Raw genomic sequence first — 17,522 nt, 5'->3', positions numbered from 1 at the left:
TGAGCCCGACTCCAGCGCCCCGGAGGCGAACGAGCCCTGGAAAAGAGGGGGGCGCTCACAGAGCTCGCGTGCGCCGGGTGAGAGCAAGGTTCCGTCGCCGTCACCTCGTGGCACCGGGCTGAAACGCGGCCTCCCTAGCGTCGGTCGGGTCAGGGTTCCGACTGCGTGGAGGTGCGTGATGGGTGGCCGCTGGATCGAACGGTGGGAACCGGAGGACGAGACGTTCTGGAAGGAGCAGGGGGAGCGGATCGCCCGGCGGAACCTCCTCTTCTCCGTCTTCTCCGAGCACATCGGCTTCTCCGTCTGGAGCCTGTGGTCGGTCATGGTCCTCTTCATGGGCCCCCAGTACGGGATCGACCCCGCCGGGAAGTTCTTCCTGATCGCGACCGCCACCTTCGTCGGCGCGCTCATCCGCGTCCCGTACACCTTCGCCGTCGCCCGCTTCGGCGGCCGGAACTGGACGGTCTTCAGCGCCCTGCTGCTCCTGCTGCCCGCCGGGTTCGCCTTCGCGGTGATGGAGCCGGGGACCTCGTACACGACCTTCGTCCTCGTCGCCGCGCTCACCGGCGTCGGCGGCGGCAACTTCGCCTCCTCCATGACCAACATCAACGCCTTCTTCCCGCTGCGGAAGAAGGGCTGGGCGCTCGGCCTCAACGCGGGCGGCGGCAACATCGGCGTCCCCGTCGTGCAGCTCGTCGGCCTGCTCGTCATCGGCACCGCCGGGGCGATGCACCCGCGGATCGTGCTCGGCGTCTACCTGCCGCTGATCGTGATCGCCGCCGTGTGCTCCGCGCTCTTCATGGACAACCTCGCCCCCGTCAGGAACGACACCGGCGCGGTCAAGGAGGCCGTGGGAGCCCGGCACACCTGGATCATGGCCTTCCTCTACATCGGCACCTTCGGCTCCTTCATCGGCTACAGCTTCGCCTTCGGCCTCGTCCTCCAGACGCAGTTCGGCCGCACCCCGCTCCAAGCCGCCTCGCTCACCTTCGTCGGCCCGCTCCTCGGCTCCCTCATCCGGCCCGTCGGCGGCTCCCTCGCGGACCGGCACGGCGGCGCCCGCATCACCCTCGCGACCTTCGCGGCGATGGCCGCCGCGACCGGCGTCGTCATCTACGCCTCCGTCGTCGAGTCGCTCACCGTCTTCCTCGTCGGCTTCATCGGGCTCTTCGTCCTCAGCGGCCTCGGCAACGGCTCCACGTACAAGATGATCCCGGCGATCTTCCTCGCGCAGGGGCACCGCAAGGGCCTCTCCGGCGAGGCGGCCGAGGCGTACGGGCGGCGGCTCTCCGGTGCCTCCATGGGGCTCATCGGCGCGGTCGGCGCGGTCGGCGGGCTCGGCATCAACCTCGCCTTCCGCCAGTCCTTCCAGACCGCCGGCACCGGCACCGGGGCGTTCGTCGCCTTCCTCGCCTTCTACGCGGCCTGCATGCTCGTCACCTGGGCGGTATACCTTCGCCGCCCGGCCGCCGTGCCCGAGACCGCGGCCGCGGTCACGGAGGCGGAGCCCCGGCCCGGATACGCGAAGGTGTGAGCCACCGTGCCCGGCGCGGACCGTAACGACCAGGAAATACGGGTGAACCTCATCCGTCACGCGTCCGCGTCAGGCTCTGGCCTCATGGACGAGCAAGAACACGGCGCCCCCGTCGGCCCCCTCGCCGGCTTCACGGTCGCCGTCACGGCGGCGCGGCGCGCGGACGAACTGATCGCGCTCCTGCGGCGCCGGGGCGCGGCCGTCGTCCACGGGCCCGCCCTGCGGATTGTGCCGCTCGCGGACGACACCGAACTCCTCGCCGCGACGAAGGAACTCATCGCGCACGCCCCGGACGTCGTCGTCGCCACCACGGCGATCGGGTTCCGGGGATGGGTCGAGGCGGCCGAGGGCTGGGGGTACGGGGAGGAGCTCCTCGCCGTCCTGCGGGGCGTCGAACTCCTCGCCCGGGGGCCGAAGGTGAAGGGCGCGGTACGGGCCGCCGGGCTCACCGAGACCTGGTCGCCGTCCTCGGAGTCCATGGCCGAGGTCCTCGACCGGCTCCTCGCCGAGGGCGTCGCCGGGCGGCGGATCGCGATCCAGCTGCACGGGGAGCCGCTGCCCGGCTTCGTCGAGACCCTGGAGGCGGCCGGGGCCGAGGTCGTCGGCGTACCCGTCTACCGGTGGATGCCGCCGGAGGACCTCGCCCCGCTCGACCGGCTGCTCGACGCGGTGCTCGCGCGGGGCGTGGACGCGGTGACGTTCACCAGCGCCCCGGCGGCGGCGTCGCTGTTCGTCCGGGCGGCGGACCGGGGGGTACGGGACCGGCTCGTCGAGGCGCTGCGGCACGACGTGCTCGCGGTGTGCGTGGGGCCCGTGACGGCGCTTCCGCTCCAGGCGGAGGGGATCGACACGTACCAGCCGGAGCGGTTCCGGCTCGGGCCGCTCGTCCAGCTGCTCTGTACGGAGCTTCCCGCACGCGCGCGCGTGCTGCCGGTCGCGGGGCACCGGGTCGAGATCCGCGGGCACGCGGTCCTCGTCGACGGCCTCCTCCGCCCGGTCCCGCCCGCCGGGATGGCCCTCCTGGGCCTTCTGGCCCGCCGCCCCGGCTGGGTGGTCTCCCGCGCCGACCTGCTGCGCGCCCTGCCGGGCGCGGGCCGCGACGAGCACGCCGTCGAGACGGCCATGGCCCGTCTGCGGACGGCCCTCGGGACGCCGAAGCTGATCCAGACGGTGGTGAAGCGGGGCTACCGGCTGGCGCTGGACCCGGCGGCGGACGCGAAGTACGACGGGTAGGGGCCCGGAACGACGGGACGTACCGTACGGGGATGACCGCCGACGACCTCCGCATCCGGCCCGCCGTTCCCGAGGACGCCGCCGCCCTCGCGCTCGCCCTGTCCCGCAACCGGGCCCACATGGCCGCCACCGAGCCCTACCGCGACCCCGAGCGCTACTACACCCCCGAGGGGCAGGCCGAACGCCTCGCCGACGGCGGGGTGCGGTGGTTCGTCGTGGACGGGGAGCGGATCGTCGGGGCCGCGATCCTGTCCGGGATCGTGCTCGGGCCGTTCCGGAGCGGATCGCTCGGGTACTGGATCGACGGCGGGTACGTGGGGAGGGGCGTGGCCACCGACCTCGTCGAGCACGTCGTCCGTGCCGCGCGCGACGAACTCGGTCTGCACCGCGTCGAGGCGTCGACCCTCCTCGACAACGTCGCCTCGCAACGCGTCCTGGAGAAGAGCGGGTTCCGGAGGATCGGGACCGCGCCCGGATACCTGCACATCGCCGGTGCCTGGCGCGACCACCACCTCTTCCAGCGGCTGCTGCACGACGACCCGCCTCCGCGCGCCTGACACGGCACCCCCTAGTGCCGTACGCTCGACGGCTGCCCAGTGCACGTGAGAAGGGGGCCTTAGGTGGCCGCGCAGGAAGCCGTGGACACGGTCGTAGACCGTGAGATCGGTGTCGAGCAGGAACATCTCGATCAGGTCTATCGCCGTCTCGAGGAGAAGATCCACGAGGCGGAGTTCCTGATGAACGACGCCGCCCAGAAGGGCCACGTCGGCACGCCAGGCGCGCTCGCCGAGCGCGACGCGCAGGTGTTCCGCGCCGGCATCCATCTCAACCGGCTCAACAACGAGTTCGAGGACTTCCTCTTCGGCCGGATCGACCTCCTGTACGGGAAGGACGGGAAGAAGGGGCCCGACGGCGCCTACACGTCCGTCGAGCCCGCCGAGGACGCCGTGCGGGACGACAACACGGCCGAGATCGGCGAGACCCTCCACATCGGGCGGATCGGGGTCCTCGACTCCGACTACGCGCCCCTCGTGATCGACTGGCGCGCCCCGGCCGCCGCGCCGTTCTACCGGTCGACCCCCGTCGACCCCGGCCGGGTCGTCCGCCGCCGCGTCATCCGCTCCAAGGGCCGCCGCGTCCTCGGCGTCGAGGACGACCTCATGCGCCCCGAGCTGCGCGCCACCCTCGACGGGAACGAGCTGCCCGTCATCGGCGACGGCGCCCTCATGGCCGCGCTCGGCCAGGCCCGCAGCCACACGATGCGGGACATCGTCTCCAGCATCCAGGCCGAGCAGGACCTCGTCATCCGCGCGCCCGCCGCGTCGGTGACGTACGTCGAGGGGGGTCCTGGCACCGGCAAGACCGCCGTCGCGCTGCACCGGGCCGCGTACCTGCTCTACCAGGACCGGCGGCGCTACGCCGGCGGCATCCTCATCGTCTCCCCGACCCCGCTCCTCGTCTCGTACACGGAGGGCGTCCTGCCCTCCCTCGGCGAGGAGGGCCAGGTCGCCATCCGCGCCGTCGGCTCGCTCGTCGACGGCGCCGAGGCCACCGCGTACGACGACCCGGCCGTCTCCCGGATCAAGGGCTCCTCCCGGATGCTCGCCGTGCTCCGCAAGGCCGCCCGGGGCGCCCTGGAGACCCCGGCCCCGAGGAACCAGCCCGAACTGGGGGAGGAGGCCGACGCGCCCGCTCCCGCCGGGACGCCCACCCTGCTCCGGGTCGTCGCCTTCGGGCGCCGCCTGGAGCTGGAGGCCGACGAGCTCCGCCGCATCCGCCACAACGTCCTCGGCGGCACCGCGCCCGTCAACCTGCTCCGCCCGCGTGCCCGCCGCCTGCTCCTCGACGCGCTGTACGCCAAGTCCGGCTCCGCCGGGCGGCACAGCGACCCCGAGCTCGCCGCCGAGCTGCGCGCCTCCTTCGACGAGGACGTGTCGACCGAGGACGCGTTCCTCGGCTTCCTCGACGCCTGGTGGCCCGAGCTCACCCCCCGTCAGGTCCTCGACGCCATGGCGGACGAGCGGCGGCTCGGCCGCTGGGCGCGCCGGATCCTCAACCCGGGCGAGGTGCGGCGGCTCGCCCGCTCGCTGCGCCGCCCGGAGCTCTCCGTGCACGACGTGGCCCTCCTCGACGAGCTGCACACCCTCCTCGGCGCCCCGGCCCGGCCGCGCAAGAAGCGCGAGTACGACCCGCTGGACCAGTTGACGGGTCTGGAGGAGCTCATGCCCGTGCGCGAGGAGACGCAGCGCGAGCGGGCCGAGCGGCTCGCCGCCGAGCGGACCGAGTACGCGCACGTCATCGTCGACGAGGCCCAGGACCTCACGCCCATGCAGTGGCGGATGGTCGGCCGCCGCGGCCGGCACGCCACCTGGACGATCGTCGGCGACCCGGCCCAGTCCTCCTGGTCCGACCCCGACGAGGCCGCCGCGGCCCGCGACGAGGCCCTCGGCAGCCGTCCCCGCCGCCGCTTCGAGCTCACGGTGAACTACCGCAACCCGGCGGAGATCGCCGAGCTCGCCGCCAAGGTCCTCGCCCTCGCCATGCCCGGCAAGGAGTCGCCCCGGGCGGTCCGCTCGACGGGCGTGCGGCCCCGGTTCGTCACGGTCCCCGGGAAGGGGGACGCGGCGAAGGGGGACGCGGCGAAGGCGAGGCCGGATCTGGCCGGAACCGTACGTTTCGAGGCGCAGCGGCTGCTCACGGAGGTCGAGGGAACGGTCGGCGTCGTCGTCGCCATGAACCGGCGCGGGGAGGCCGCCCGCTGGCTCGCCGACCTCGGCGACCGGGTGGTGGCGCTCGGCTCCCTGGAGGCGAAGGGCCTGGAGTACGACGCCACGGTCGTCGTCTCGCCCGCCGAGATCGCCGACGAGTCCCCGGCCGGCCTGCGGGTCCTGTACGTGGCGCTGACGCGCTCCACGCAGGCCCTGACGGTGGTCTCGGGGGACCGGGACATGCCGGACGCGGACGGGGTGCCGGACCTGCTCAGGGACTGATGCGGGACTCGCTCGGGGGCTGACGCCCCTGGCCCTTACGGGGCCGATTTCAGGTCAACCTGTGGCGCTGGAATCACCAAGCAGGGTGGTTTGTTAGCCTTGTCGTGGCACCGGCTCGATCCAAGCCCCCGGGCCCAACCTTCGTCCCTTTGAGGGACCACTTGCCGCGAGGCGAGCATGGCGGGTCGGTGCCACTTAGACGTACGTACGAAGTTGAGGCCTCAGTCACCTCCGGTGACGGGGGCCTCTTCTGTTTCCCCAGCGTCTCTCGTATGGTGGAAACTACTTTCCGAAAACAAAATGACCGCATTACCTGCTACCGGCAGGTAGGTGCGACCATCGGAGGGCGCCGCCAGGGCAACCAGCCGGGGCGGCGTAGCAACGAAGCTCAGGGAAAGCAGAGGAACCCGGCCATGGCAACGGCGCCCAGCGTCTCGTACTCGATGACGGTCCGTCTCGAGGTCCCCGCGAGCGGAACGGCGGTCTCCCAGCTCACGACGGCGGTGGAGTCCCACGGCGGATCGGTCACCGGCCTCGACGTGACCGCCTCCGGCCACGAGAAGCTCCGCATCGACGTCACCATCGCCGCGACCTCGACCGCGCACGCCGACGAGATCGTGCAGCAGCTGAAGACCATCGAGGGCGTCGTCCTCGGCAAGGTCTCGGACCGTACGTTCCTGATGCACCTCGGCGGCAAGATCGAGATGGCGTCGAAGCACCCCATCCGCAACCGTGACGACCTCTCGATGATCTACACCCCGGGCGTCGCCCGCGTGTGCATGGCCATCGCCGAGAACCCCGAGGACGCCCGCCGCCTCACCATCAAGCGCAACACCGTCGCCGTCGTCACCGACGGCTCCGCCGTCCTCGGCCTCGGCAACATCGGCCCGATGGCCGCGATGCCGGTCATGGAGGGCAAGGCGGCCCTCTTCAAGCGCTTCGCCGACATCGACGCCTGGCCGATCTGCCTCGACACCCAGGACACCGACGAGATCGTCTCGATCGTCAAGGCCATCGCCCCCGGCTTCGCGGGCATCAACCTGGAGGACATCTCCGCGCCGCGCTGCTTCGAGATCGAGGCCCGGCTCCGCGAGGCCCTCGACATCCCGGTCTTCCACGACGACCAGCACGGCACCGCCATCGTCGTCCTCGCCGCCCTCACCAACGCCCTCCGCGTCGTCGGCAAGGGCATCGGGGACGTCAAGGTCGTCATGTCCGGCGCCGGCGCCGCCGGTACGGCCATCCTCAAGCTCCTCATCGCGGCCGGCGTGAAGCACGCCGTCGTCGCCGACATCGAGGGCGTCGTCCACGCGGACCGCGCCGACCTGGTGGACGCCCCGGCCGACTCCCCGCTGCGCTGGATCGCCGACAACACCAACCCGGAGGGCGCCACCGGCACCCTCAAGGAGGCCGTCGTCGGCGCGGACGTCTTCATCGGCGTCTCGGCCCCGAACCTGCTCGGCGCGGAGGACGTCGCCGCGATGGCGGAGGGCGCGATCGTCTTCGCGCTCGCGAACCCCGACCCGGAGGTCGACCCGGCCGCCGCGCGCCAGACGGCCGCCGTCGTCGCCACGGGCCGCTCGGACTTCCCCAACCAGATCAACAACGTGCTGGTCTTCCCGGGTGTCTTCCGCGGTCTCCTGGACGCCCAGTCCCGCACCGTCAACACGGAGATGATGCTCGCGGCGGCCTCCGCCCTCGCCGACGTGGTCTCCGAGGACGAGCTCAACCCGAACTACATCATCCCGTCGGTCTTCAACGACAAGGTCGCCGGCGCGGTGGCCGGAGCGGTCCGGAACGCCGCCAAGACGGCCCGCTGACAGGCTGTCGGAGACCCGTGGACGGCGCGTCGCGATTCGCGATGCCGTAAACCCGCCTTTAGGGTGGCTTTTCGGCTCCTCGCCGAAAACACGGCGTCGACGCGACGTCACCACCCCGGGGCTCCGGCGCTTTTCGTGTGACCCCAGGGGGTGCCGGATTGGCTTTCCCGCCGCTGGTGGGGGCAGGATGCGTGTTTGGGCGCGAGGGTCTGTCATTTGACCCGGGTCCGGGGACTGTCCGAGGGCCCTGGCAGCATCGGCTTCGCTGAACCCAATCGCGCGGCTTCCGCCGCGTGGCACGCCTCACAGGCAAGAAGAACACGGGAGTAACAACATGAACCGCAGTGAGCTGGTGGCCGCCCTGGCCGACCGCGCCGAGGTGACCCGCAAGGACGCCGACGCCGTGCTGGCCGCTCTCGCCGAGACCGTCGGTGAGGTCGTCGCCAAGGGTGACGAGAAGGTCACCATCCCCGGCTTCCTGACCTTCGAGCGCACCCACCGTGCCGCTCGCACCGCTCGTAACCCGCAGACCGGCGACCCGATCAACATCCCGGCCGGCTACAGCGTGAAGGTCTCCGCGGGCTCGAAGCTCAAGGAAGCCGCCAAGGGCAAGTAAGACCGCCTGCAGGCGCAGGAAGGGCGGCCACCCTGTCAGGGGGTGGCCGCCCTTCCGTTTGCGTCTGTACGGCGCCTGTACGGCGTTTGTACGGCGTTGCGCGGCGTCGCGCGGCGTTCGCACGGGCCCCCGTAGGGGCCCCTGCGGCGTCCTACACCAGCGCGCTGCCCGGCAGCTCGACCTTCGCGCCGAGCTCGACGAGCTTCTCCATGAAGTTCTCGTAGCCGCGGTTGATCAGCTCGATGCCGTGGACCCGGGACGTGCCCTGGGCCGCCAGCGCCGCGATCAGGTACGAGAAGCCGCCGCGCAGGTCGGGGATGACCAGGTCGGAGCCCTGGAGCTTGGTCGGGCCCGAGACGACGGCCGAGTGGAGGAAGTTCCGCTGGCCGAAGCGGCAGTCGGAGCCGCCGAGGCACTCCTTGTAGAGCTGGATGTGCGCGCCCATCTGGTTGAGCGCGGACGTGAAGCCGAGCCGGGACTCGTAGACCGTCTCGTGGACGATGGAGAGGCCGGAGGCCTGCGTCAGGGCCACGACCAGCGGCTGCTGCCAGTCGGTCTGGAAGCCGGGGTGCACGTCCGTCTCCAGGGCGATGGCGTTGAGCTCGCCGCCCGGGTGCCAGAAGCGGATGCCCTCGTCGTCGATCTCGAAGGCGCCACCCACCTTCCGGTAGGTGTTGAGGAAGGTCATCATCGAGCGCTGCTGGGCGCCGCGCACGTAGATGTTGCCCTCGGTGGCCAGCGCCGCCGACGCCCAGGAGGCCGCCTCCAGGCGGTCCGGGAGGGCGCGGTGGGTGTAGCCGTCGAGCTTGTCGACACCGGTGATCCGGATGGTCCGGTCGGTGTCCATGGAGATGATCGCGCCCATCTTCTGCAGCACGCAGATGAGGTCCTCGATCTCGGGCTCCACGGCCGCGTTCGACAGCTCCGTGATGCCCTCGGCCAGGACGGCCGTGAGCAGCACCTGCTCGGTCGAGCCGACCGAGGGGTACGGGAGGCGGATCTTGCAACCGCGAAGACGCTGCGGGGCCTCCAGGTACTGGCCGTCCGCCCGCTTCTCGATCGTCGCGCCGAACTGGCGCAGGACGTCGAAGTGGAAGTCGATCGGCCGACCGCCGATGTCGCAGCCGCCGAGGCCCGGGATGAAGGCGTGGCCGAGGCGGTGCAGCAGCGGGCCGCAGAAGAGGATCGGGATGCGGGACGAGCCGGCGTGCGCGTCGATGTCGGCGACGTTCGCCGACTCCACGTGCGTCGGGTCCAGGACGAGCTCACCGGGCTCCTCGCCCGGGCGGACCGTCACACCGTGCAGCTGGAGCAGCCCGCGGACCACGCGGACGTCACGGATGTCGGGCACGTTGCGCAGTCGGCTGGGACCGCTGCCGAGCAGGGCGGCGACCATCGCCTTGGGCACGAGGTTCTTCGCGCCGCGGACGCGGATCTCGCCCTCCAGCGGGGTTCCGCCGTGGACAAGCAGGACGTCTTGGCTGTCTGTGCCGGTCATGAATCTCGCGTTCCGGTCGGGTCGGTCGGGTGGCCAGAGAAAAGGGTAAGGGGCGCGCGGACCCCGATCGGGTGCCTTGGGGGGCCTGTCAGATGTAATGAATTCGGCACAACACGTTGTGTGGCCGCGATCTCGCGGAGTGTTACCCTCCGCTTCTTTGTCCCGCCTCCCCGGCGGGTGCCGTCTTCGCCCTCGTGAACTGCGACGGTTCACCGGCTTCCCCGGTTCCCGCCCTCCGCTCCCCGCGAACGGCCGGGATGCGGGATCATGTGTCGCATGACCGAGGTGTCCTCGCTCACAGGACGGCTGCTCGTGGCCACCCCCGCGCTGGCGGACCCGAATTTCGACCGCGCGGTCGTCCTGCTGCTCGACCACGACGACGAGGGCTCGCTCGGCGTGGTCCTCAACCGGCCGACGCCCGTCACCGTCGGCGACGTCCTCGCGCCCTGGGCCGGGCTCGCCGGCGAGCCGGAGGTCGTCTTCCAGGGCGGCCCGGTCTCGCTCGACGCGGCGCTCGGCGTCGCCGTCATCCCCGGCGACGAGGGCCCCCTCGGCTGGCGGCGGGTGTACGGCGCGATCGGCCTGGTCGACCTGGAGACCCCGCCCGAGCTGCTCGGGCCCGCCCTCGGCTCGCTGCGGATCTTCGCCGGGTACGCCGGCTGGGGCCCCGGCCAGCTGGAGTCCGAGCTCGCCGACGGCGCCTGGTACGTGGTCGAGTCCGAGCCCGGCGACGTCTCCGCCCCGCACCCCGAGACCCTCTGGCGCCAGGTCCTGCGCCGCCAGCGCGGGGAGCTCGCGATGATCGCGACCTACCCCGACGACCCGTCCCTCAACTGAGCCGCCCGAGCCCCGCCGTACGAGGCCCGCGGCTTTCAGTACCCTTGGCGGTTATGAGCACTCTCGAGCCCGAGCGCGGGGCAGGTACGGGAACCCTCGTGGAGCCGACTCCGCAGGTGTCCCACGGTGACGGCGACCACGAGCGCTACGCCCACTACGTCCAGAAGGACAAGATCATGGCGAGCGCCCTCGACGGGACTCCCGTCGTGGCGCTGTGCGGAAAGGTCTGGGTACCGGGGCGCGACCCCAAGAAGTACCCGGTCTGTCCGATGTGCAAGGAGATCTACGAGTCCATGGGCGCCGGCGGTGGCGACAAGGACAAGGGCGGCAAGGACAAGAAGTAACCCTTCCTGAGCCTCTGAGCCCCGGGGCGGCCCCTGCCGCGCGCACGTGAAGGTGCGCGCGACGGGGGCCGTTCCCTTTTCCGGGGGTAGTCTCGCGCCTGTTGTGCCAGACGAAACGCGCGTTGCGCATGCTGCAACGCCAGCTCGGAGGACCGGACATGGAGCCCCGCCACCCGCACGCCCCGCACGACCTCATCCCGGCACCCGCGCGCGTGGAGGGCCCGTCCGACGGCTCCTTCCCGCTGGGCGAGCGGACCGCCCTCGACGCGGCCCCCGGCACCGGGAACACCGCCCGCTGGCTGCGCGCCGTGCTCGGCGACGCCTTCGGCCTCCCGCTGCCGGACGCGCGCGAGGGAGCCGCCACCGACGTCGTACGGCTCCGCGTCGACGAGACGCTGCCCCCGGAGGCGTACCGGCTCGACATCCGCGCCGACCGGACCGCCACGCTCACCGGCGGCGGCCCCGCCGGCGTCTTCTGGGGCGCCCAGACCCTCCGTCAGCTCCTCGGCCCCGACGCCTTCCGCCGCGCGCCCGCCGCCCCGGAGCGAGCCCCCGCCCTCACCGCGCAGGTCGTCGAGGACGCCCCCCGCTTCGGCTGGCGCGGCCTCCTCCTCGACGTCGCCCGGCACTTCCTGCCCAAGGCGGACGTCCTGCGGTACGTCGACCTCCTCGCCGCCCACAAGCTCAACGTCCTGCACCTCCACCTCACCGACGACCAGGGCTGGCGCGTCGAGATCAAGCGCCACCCGAGGCTCACCGAGGTCGGCGCCTGGCGGGCCCGTACCAAGTGGGGGCACCGGGCGTCCCCGCTGTGGACCGAGGCCCCGCACGGCGGCTTCTACACCCAGGACGACCTCCGCGAGATCGTCGCCTACGCCGCCGCACGGCACATCACCGTCGTCCCCGAGATCGACCTCCCCGGCCACGCGCAGGCCGCCATCGCCGCCTACCCCGAACTCGGCAACACCGACGTCGTCGACACCGCCGCCCTCACCGTCTGGGACACCTGGGGCGTCAACCCGAACGTCCTCGCCCCCACCGAGGCCGTCCTGCGCTTCTACGAGGACGTCTTCGAGGAGGTCCTCGACCTCTTCCCGTCCCCCTTCGTCCACGTCGGCGGCGACGAGTGCCCCAAGGACCAGTGGAAGGCCTCCCCGGCCGCCCAGGCCCGCATCGAGGAACTCGGCGTCGGCGACGAGGACGGCCTCCAGTCCTGGTTCATCCGCCACTTCGACCGCTGGCTCGCCGACCGCGGCAGGCGGCTGATCGGCTGGGACGAGATCCTGGAGGGCGGACTCGCCGAGGGCGCCGCCGTCTCCTCCTGGCGGGGCTACGGGGGCGGGATCGCCGCCGCCGAGGCCGGCCACGACGTCGTCATGTGCCCCGAGCAGCACGTGTACCTGGACCACCGTCAGGCGCCGGGCGAGGACGAGCCGGTGCCCCTCGGCTTCGTCCGCACCCTGGAGGACGTCTACCGCTTCGAGCCCGTCCCGCCCGGCCTCCCGCCCGAGGCCGCCGCCCACATCCTGGGAACCCAGGCCAACGTCTGGACCGAGGTCACGGAGAACCGGGCCCGCGTCGACTACCAGGTCTTCCCGCGCCTCGCCGCCTTCGCCGAGGTCGCCTGGTCCGCGCTCCCCGCGCCCCGGGCGCGCGACTACGCGGACTTCGAGCGCCGGATGCGCACCCACTACGCCCGCCTCGACGCCCTCGGCGTCGACTACCGCCCGCCGTCCGGACCCCGTCCGTGGCAGCGCCGCCCGGGACTGATCGGCCGTCCCCTGGAGGGCCCGCCCCCGAACGTGTGAGGGACGTCGCGCCCCCGGTTCACCCAAGAGCGGCGAACGGGAAGTTACGGTCCCTCACGGGGCTTCCCGGACGGAACCGTCCTTCGCGGACCCTCGCGCCGGACGGCTCGGAAGATGTGCCAGAGTTGCCACGTCCGGCGTGTGAGCACGTACGGTACGCCCACACGCAGGCGCGACGGCGGACGTCACGGGAGACGTGACAGCAGGCGCGACGGGCGGGCACAGTCGGGGACCACTCGGGACACCGGGAAGGGGCAGCGGGTTGACCACGCACGCACCACGGACGGCGCAGTACGTGACGCTGCCCGCCTCGCTGGACGAGGCCGTGGCGGCGCTCACCGCCATGCCCGCCGCCGTGCCCGTCGCGGGCGGCACCGACCTGATGGCCGCCGTCAACCGGGGCCAGCTCCGCCCCGCCGGACTCGTCGGCCTCAGCCGCATCAACGAGATCCGCGGCTGGCAGTACCAGGACGGCCACGCCCTCCTCGGCGCCGGCCTCACCCACGCCCGGATGGGCCGCCCCGACTTCGCCGCCCTCATCCCGGCCCTCGCCGCAGCCTCCCGCGCCGCCGGACCGCCGCAGATCCGCAACGCCGGCACCCTCGGCGGCAACGTCGTCACCGCCGCCCCCACCGGCGACTCGCTGCCCGTCCTCGCCGCCCTCGAAGCCGACCTCGTCGTCGTCGGCCCGCTCGGCAACCGCGAGATCCCCGTCAGCCACCTGCTCGCCGGCCGCGACCTGCTGGTCCCCGGCGAGCTCGTCGCCTTCGTCCGCGTGCCCCTGCTGCACGCCCCCCAGGTCTTCCTCAAGGCCACCGGCCGCACCGGCCCCGCCCGCGCCACCGCCTCCGTCGCCGTCGTCCTCGACCCGGCCCGGCGCGGGATCCGCTGCGCGGTCGGCGCCGTCGCGCCCATGCCGCTGCGCCCCCTGGAGGCGGAGCGCTGGATCGCCTCGCTCGTGGACTGGGACAACGACCGGGCGCTGGCCCCCGAGGCGCTGACGGCGTTCGGCGAGTACGTCGCCGCCGCCTGCATCCCGGACCCGGAGGGCGGCGAGCCGCTGCCCCCCGCCGTACTGCACCTGCGGCGCACCGTCGCCGCACTCGCCCGACGGGCACTGGGGAGGGCGCTGGCATGAGCGGCGACGAACAGCACGGGAACCACGGCGGGACGCCGGGAGCCTGGGAGCCGATCCCGCAGAGCGAGGGCTACGACGAGGGCGCGACCGCCTTCGTGCAGCTGCCGCCCGACTTCATGCTGGACGGCGTGCCCCTGGAGGCACCCGGCCACGGCTACACCCCGCCGATGATCGTCCCGCTCCAGCCGCTGACCCAGGCGGCGGCGACGGACCCGGCGGCGACGGGCGCGTGGAACGTGCACCTGCCGACGGAGGCGGAGCAGGTCCAGTACTTCGACCAGCCCGAGCACGTCGCCGAGCCCCTGACCGGGCACGACCCGCACGCGACGGCGGAGTGGAACTTCACGGAGGTCTCCGCGCCGTCGGGCCAGTGGGAGATCCCGGCGGTGCCGGAGGAGGCCGCGCCCGAGGCCGTCCTCCCCGAGGTGCCCTCGTACGAGCACGCCCCGGCGACGCTGCCGGGCGGCGCGCCCGCGCCGTGGGCGCTCCCGGAGGAGCCGGAGGCCGTGGCCGAGGAGGCCGCCGCGCCGGAGGCCGTGGAGGCCACCGAGCCGGAGCCGGAGCCGGAGCCGGAGCTGGAGCTGGAGCCCGAGGCCGTCGACGAGGTCGCCCCGGAGGCCGTACCGGACGCGGAGCCCGTACCCGCGCCCGTACCCGCCGAGCCCGCGCCCGTACCCGTACCCGCGTACGCCTCCACCGACAGCGAGGAGCACCCGCACACCTCGTACACGCTGCGGGTCAACGGCACCGACCGGCCCGTCACCGGGTCCTGGATCGGCGAGTCGCTGCTCTACGTCCTGCGCGAGCGCCTCGGCCTCGCCGGGGCCAAGGACGGCTGCTCGCAGGGCGAGTGCGGCGCGTGCAACGTGCAGGTCGACGGCCGGCTCGTCGCCTCCTGCCTGGTGCCCGCGGCGACCGCCGCCGGTTCCGAGGTGCGGACGGTCGAGGGCCTCGCCGTGGACGGCGAACCGTCCGACGTGCAGCGGGCCATGTCGAAGTGCGGCACCGTGCAGTGCGGCTTCTGCATCCCGGGCATGTGCATGACCGTGCACGACCTCCTCGAAGGCAACCACGCCCCCACCGAGCTCGAAACCCGTCAGGCCCTCGCCGGCAACCTCTGCCGCTGTTCGGGCTACCGCGGCGTCCTCGAAGCCGTACGGGACGTCGTCGCCGAGCGCGAGGCGGCCGCCGCCGCGACCGCGCCCACCGGCACCACCGGCCCGACGGGTCCGACCGGCTCCATCGGTTCCATCGGTACGGAGGCCGCCGAGGGCATCCACGTACCGCAGCAGATTCCCCACCCGCATGACGGAGGCATGGCGTGAGCAGCGACGCGACCACCGCGATTCCCGCTCCCGTTTTCCTGGACGTCCCCGGGGCGGCCCCGGACCCGGAGCCCGTCGCGCACGGCCTCGGCGCCTCGCTCCCGCAGGCCGAGTCGCGGGCGAAGACCGAGGGCACCTTCCCGTACGCCGCCGACCTGTGGGCCGAGGGCCTGCTCTGGGCCGCGATCCTGCGCTCCCCGCACCCGCACGCGCGGATCGTCTCCATCGACACCTCGGCCGCGACGTCCATGCCGGGCGTACGGGCCGTGGTGACGGCCGCCGACGTGCCGGGCGCGGCCACGTACGGCCGCCGGGTCGCGGACCGCCCGGTCTTCGCCTCCGACCTCGTGCGCCACCACGGCGAGGCCCTCGCGGCCGTCGCCGCCGACCACCCCGACACGGCCCGGCTCGCCGCCGCCGCCATCAGCGTCGAGTACGAGGTCCTCGAACCGGTCACCGACCCGGAGAAGGCCTTCGCCGCCGAGGCGCTGCACCCCGACGGCAACCTGATCCGGCACATCCCGCTCCGCTTCGGCGACCCGGAGGTCACCGGCGAGGTCGTCGTCGAGGGGCTGTACCGGATCGGCCGCCAGGACCCGGCGCCGATCGGAGCCGAGGCCGGGCTCGCCGTGCCGCGCCCCGACGGCGGCGTCGAGCTCTACACCGCGTCGACCGACCCGCACACCGACCGCGACCTGGCCGCCGCCTGCTTCGGCCTGCCGCCCGAGCAGGTCAAGGTCGTCGTCACCGGCGTCCCCGGCGCCACCGGAGACCGCGAGGACCCGGGCTTCCAGATCCCGCTGGGCCTGCTCGCGCTGCGTACCGGATGCCCGGTCAAGATCACCGCTACGCGCGAGGACTCCTTCCTCGGCCACGCCCACCGCCACCCCACCCTGCTGCGCTACCGCCACCACGCGGACGCCGAAGGGCGGCTCGTGAAGGTGGAGGCGCAGATCCTGCTCGACGCGGGCGCGTACGCCGACTCCTCGTCGGAGTCGCTCGCGGCGGCCGTCGCCTTCGCCTGCGGCCCGTACGTCGTGCCGCACGCCTTCGTCGAGGGCTGGGCGGTCCGCACCAACAACCCGCCGTCCGGCCACGTGCGCGGCGAGGGCGCGATGCAGGTCTGCGCCGCGTACGAGGCGCAGATGGACAAGCTCGCGGCCAAACTCGGCGTGGATCCGGCCGAGTTGCGCATGCGGAACGTGATGGCGACCGGCGACATCCTGCCGACCGGCCAGACCGTCACCTGCCCGGCCCCCGTGGCCGAACTCCTCTCCGCCGTCCGCGACTTCCCGCTCCCGCCGCTCCCCAAGGACACCCCGGAGGACGACTGGCTGCTGCCCGGCGGCCCCGAGGGCGCGGGCGAACCCGGCGCGGTGCGGCGGGGCGTCGGCTACGCGCTCGGCATGGTGCACATGCTCGGCGCCGAGGGCATGGACGAGGTCTCGACGGCGACCGTCCGCGTCATGGACGGCGTGGCGACGGTCATCTGCTCGGCCGTGGACACGGGCTCCGGCTTCTCCACCCTCGCCCGCCAGATCGTGCAGGAGACCCTCGGCATCGACGAGGTCCACGTGGCCCCCGTCGACACCGACCAGCCGCCGGCCGGACCCGCCGCGCACGGCCGCCACACGTGGGTGTCGGGCGGCGCGGTCGAACGGGCCGCGAAGATGGTCCGCACGCAGCTCCTCCAGCCGCTGGCCCACAAGTTCGGCATGTCGACGGAGCTCCTCCAGATCACCGACGGCAAGATCACCTCGTACGACGGCGTCCTGTCGACGACGGTGACGGAGGCCATGGACGGCAAGGAACTCTGGGCCACCGCCCAGTGCCGCCCCCACCCGACCGAGCCCCTCGACGAGGACGGCCAGGGCGACGCCTTCGTCGGCATCGCGTTCTGCGCGATCCGCGCGGTGGTCGACGTGGACATCGAACTCGGCGCGGTACGCGTCGTGGAGATGGCCGTCGCCCAGGACGTCGGCCGGATCCTCAACCCCGCCCAGCTCGCCGTACGCATCGAGGCGGGCGTCACCCAGGGCGTCGGCGCGGCCCTCACGGAGAACCTCCGCACGGCGCGCGGCCTGGTCCGGCACCCCGACCTCACCGGATACGCACTTCCGACATCCCTGGATGCCCCGGACATTCGCATCGTGAAACTCGTCGAAGAACGCGATGTCGTGGCCCCGTTCGGCGCGAAGGCGGCGAGCGCGGTACCGGTCGTCACCTCACCGGCCGCAGTGGCCTCAGCGGTACGCGCGGCGACCGGACGCCCCGTCAACCGCCTGCCGATCAGGCCGCAGGCGGCGGTGGCCGTGCCCAATTCGTAACCGTGTGATGTCGGTTGCTTGTGCAACTGGCAGGTGCGCGCTGTCGTCGTTC

General features: G+C 72.9%; 13 protein-coding genes. 12 read left to right on the top strand and 1 reads right to left on the bottom strand.

The window, feature by feature from the left end; all coding sequences use genetic code 11:
- The first annotated feature begins 178 nt into the window (after positions 1 to 178).
- The 6 genes from ACFC0Z_RS32625 (at position 179) to ACFC0Z_RS32600 (ending at position 8,193) form a co-directional block, all read left to right on the top strand.
- A complete protein-coding gene (locus tag ACFC0Z_RS32625; protein WP_376445694.1) occupies positions 179 to 1,534 on the top strand; it encodes a nitrate/nitrite transporter in 1,356 nt (451 codons plus the stop codon).
- Positions 1,535 to 1,618: 84 nt separating this feature from the next.
- Positions 1,619 to 2,767 (top strand): uroporphyrinogen-III synthase, encoded by a 1,149-nt coding sequence (locus ACFC0Z_RS32620; RefSeq protein WP_376445692.1) that lies wholly within the window; start codon positions 1,619 to 1,621, stop codon positions 2,765 to 2,767.
- Positions 2,768 to 2,799: 32 nt separating this feature from the next.
- Positions 2,800 to 3,324 carry a GNAT family N-acetyltransferase gene (locus ACFC0Z_RS32615; RefSeq protein ID WP_376445689.1) on the top strand — a complete coding sequence of 175 codons (525 nt, stop codon included), beginning with the start codon at positions 2,800 to 2,802 and terminating at the stop codon, positions 3,322 to 3,324.
- Between the two features lie 63 nt (positions 3,325 to 3,387).
- Positions 3,388 to 5,757, top strand: a complete 2,370-nt coding sequence (locus ACFC0Z_RS32610; protein ID WP_376445687.1) for a HelD family protein — start codon at positions 3,388 to 3,390, stop codon at positions 5,755 to 5,757.
- A gap of 413 nt (positions 5,758 to 6,170) precedes the next feature.
- Positions 6,171 to 7,577 (top strand): NAD-dependent malic enzyme, encoded by a 1,407-nt coding sequence (locus tag ACFC0Z_RS32605; protein WP_376445684.1) that lies wholly within the window; start codon positions 6,171 to 6,173, stop codon positions 7,575 to 7,577.
- Positions 7,578 to 7,911: 334 nt separating this feature from the next.
- A complete protein-coding gene (locus tag ACFC0Z_RS32600; protein WP_017237029.1) occupies positions 7,912 to 8,193 on the top strand; it encodes an HU family DNA-binding protein in 282 nt (93 codons plus the stop codon).
- A gap of 151 nt (positions 8,194 to 8,344) precedes the next feature.
- Here the strand turns inward: ACFC0Z_RS32600 and murA are convergent, their stop codons facing one another.
- A complete protein-coding gene (murA, locus tag ACFC0Z_RS32595; RefSeq protein ID WP_376445682.1) occupies positions 8,345 to 9,691 on the bottom strand; it encodes a UDP-N-acetylglucosamine 1-carboxyvinyltransferase in 1,347 nt (448 codons plus the stop codon).
- A gap of 276 nt (positions 9,692 to 9,967) precedes the next feature.
- Here murA and ACFC0Z_RS32590 point away from each other — a divergent pair, with 276 nt between their 5' ends.
- The 6 genes from ACFC0Z_RS32590 (at position 9,968) to ACFC0Z_RS32565 (ending at position 17,470) form a co-directional block, all read left to right on the top strand.
- Positions 9,968 to 10,528 (top strand): YqgE/AlgH family protein, encoded by a 561-nt coding sequence (locus tag ACFC0Z_RS32590; protein WP_360800741.1) that lies wholly within the window; start codon positions 9,968 to 9,970, stop codon positions 10,526 to 10,528.
- Positions 10,529 to 10,581: 53 nt separating this feature from the next.
- Positions 10,582 to 10,872: a DUF3039 domain-containing protein gene (locus ACFC0Z_RS32585; RefSeq protein ID WP_318106551.1), complete on the top strand. Its 291-nt coding sequence runs from the start codon at positions 10,582 to 10,584 to the stop codon at positions 10,870 to 10,872.
- 158 nt (positions 10,873 to 11,030) lie between these two features.
- Positions 11,031 to 12,680, top strand: a complete 1,650-nt coding sequence (locus ACFC0Z_RS32580) for a beta-N-acetylhexosaminidase (RefSeq protein ID WP_376445678.1) — start codon at positions 11,031 to 11,033, stop codon at positions 12,678 to 12,680.
- A 262-nt stretch (positions 12,681 to 12,942) separates the two neighbouring features.
- Positions 12,943 to 13,818, top strand: coding sequence for an FAD binding domain-containing protein (locus ACFC0Z_RS32575; protein ID WP_376445676.1), 876 nt, complete (start codon positions 12,943 to 12,945; stop codon positions 13,816 to 13,818).
- A complete protein-coding gene (locus ACFC0Z_RS32570) occupies positions 13,815 to 15,143 on the top strand; it encodes a (2Fe-2S)-binding protein (RefSeq protein ID WP_376445673.1) in 1,329 nt (442 codons plus the stop codon). The genes ACFC0Z_RS32575 and ACFC0Z_RS32570 overlap by 4 nt, the downstream gene beginning before the upstream one ends.
- Positions 15,140 to 17,470 (top strand): xanthine dehydrogenase family protein molybdopterin-binding subunit, encoded by a 2,331-nt coding sequence (locus ACFC0Z_RS32565; RefSeq protein WP_376445670.1) that lies wholly within the window; start codon positions 15,140 to 15,142, stop codon positions 17,468 to 17,470. The genes ACFC0Z_RS32570 and ACFC0Z_RS32565 overlap by 4 nt, the downstream gene beginning before the upstream one ends.
- Positions 17,471 to 17,522: the final 52 nt, after the last annotated feature.

Source organism: Streptomyces sp. NPDC056144 (assembly GCF_042264145.1).
Lineage (GTDB): Bacteria > Actinomycetota > Actinomycetes > Streptomycetales > Streptomycetaceae > Streptomyces.
Note: the sequence above shows the minus strand (reverse complement) of the source record. Positions and strands in the feature narration are given on the sequence as shown.

Excerpts from the sequence above, each read along its gene's own strand:
- ACFC0Z_RS32580 (WP_376445678.1), top strand. The coding sequence starts at position 11,031 with ATGGAGCCCCGCCACCCGCACGCCCCGCACGACCTCATCCCGGCACCC.
- murA (WP_376445682.1), bottom strand. The coding sequence starts at position 9,691 with ATGACCGGCACAGACAGCCAAGACGTCCTGCTTGTCCACGGCGGAACC.
- ACFC0Z_RS32605 (WP_376445684.1), top strand. The coding sequence starts at position 6,171 with ATGGCAACGGCGCCCAGCGTCTCGTACTCGATGACGGTCCGTCTCGAG.
- ACFC0Z_RS32620 (WP_376445692.1), top strand. The coding sequence starts at position 1,619 with ATGGACGAGCAAGAACACGGCGCCCCCGTCGGCCCCCTCGCCGGCTTC.
- ACFC0Z_RS32585 (WP_318106551.1), top strand. The coding sequence starts at position 10,582 with ATGAGCACTCTCGAGCCCGAGCGCGGGGCAGGTACGGGAACCCTCGTG.
- ACFC0Z_RS32600 (WP_017237029.1), top strand. The coding sequence starts at position 7,912 with ATGAACCGCAGTGAGCTGGTGGCCGCCCTGGCCGACCGCGCCGAGGTG.
- ACFC0Z_RS32615 (WP_376445689.1), top strand. The coding sequence starts at position 2,800 with ATGACCGCCGACGACCTCCGCATCCGGCCCGCCGTTCCCGAGGACGCC.
- ACFC0Z_RS32625 (WP_376445694.1), top strand. The coding sequence starts at position 179 with ATGGGTGGCCGCTGGATCGAACGGTGGGAACCGGAGGACGAGACGTTC.
- ACFC0Z_RS32570 (WP_376445673.1), top strand. The coding sequence starts at position 13,815 with ATGAGCGGCGACGAACAGCACGGGAACCACGGCGGGACGCCGGGAGCC.
- ACFC0Z_RS32590 (WP_360800741.1), top strand. The coding sequence starts at position 9,968 with ATGACCGAGGTGTCCTCGCTCACAGGACGGCTGCTCGTGGCCACCCCC.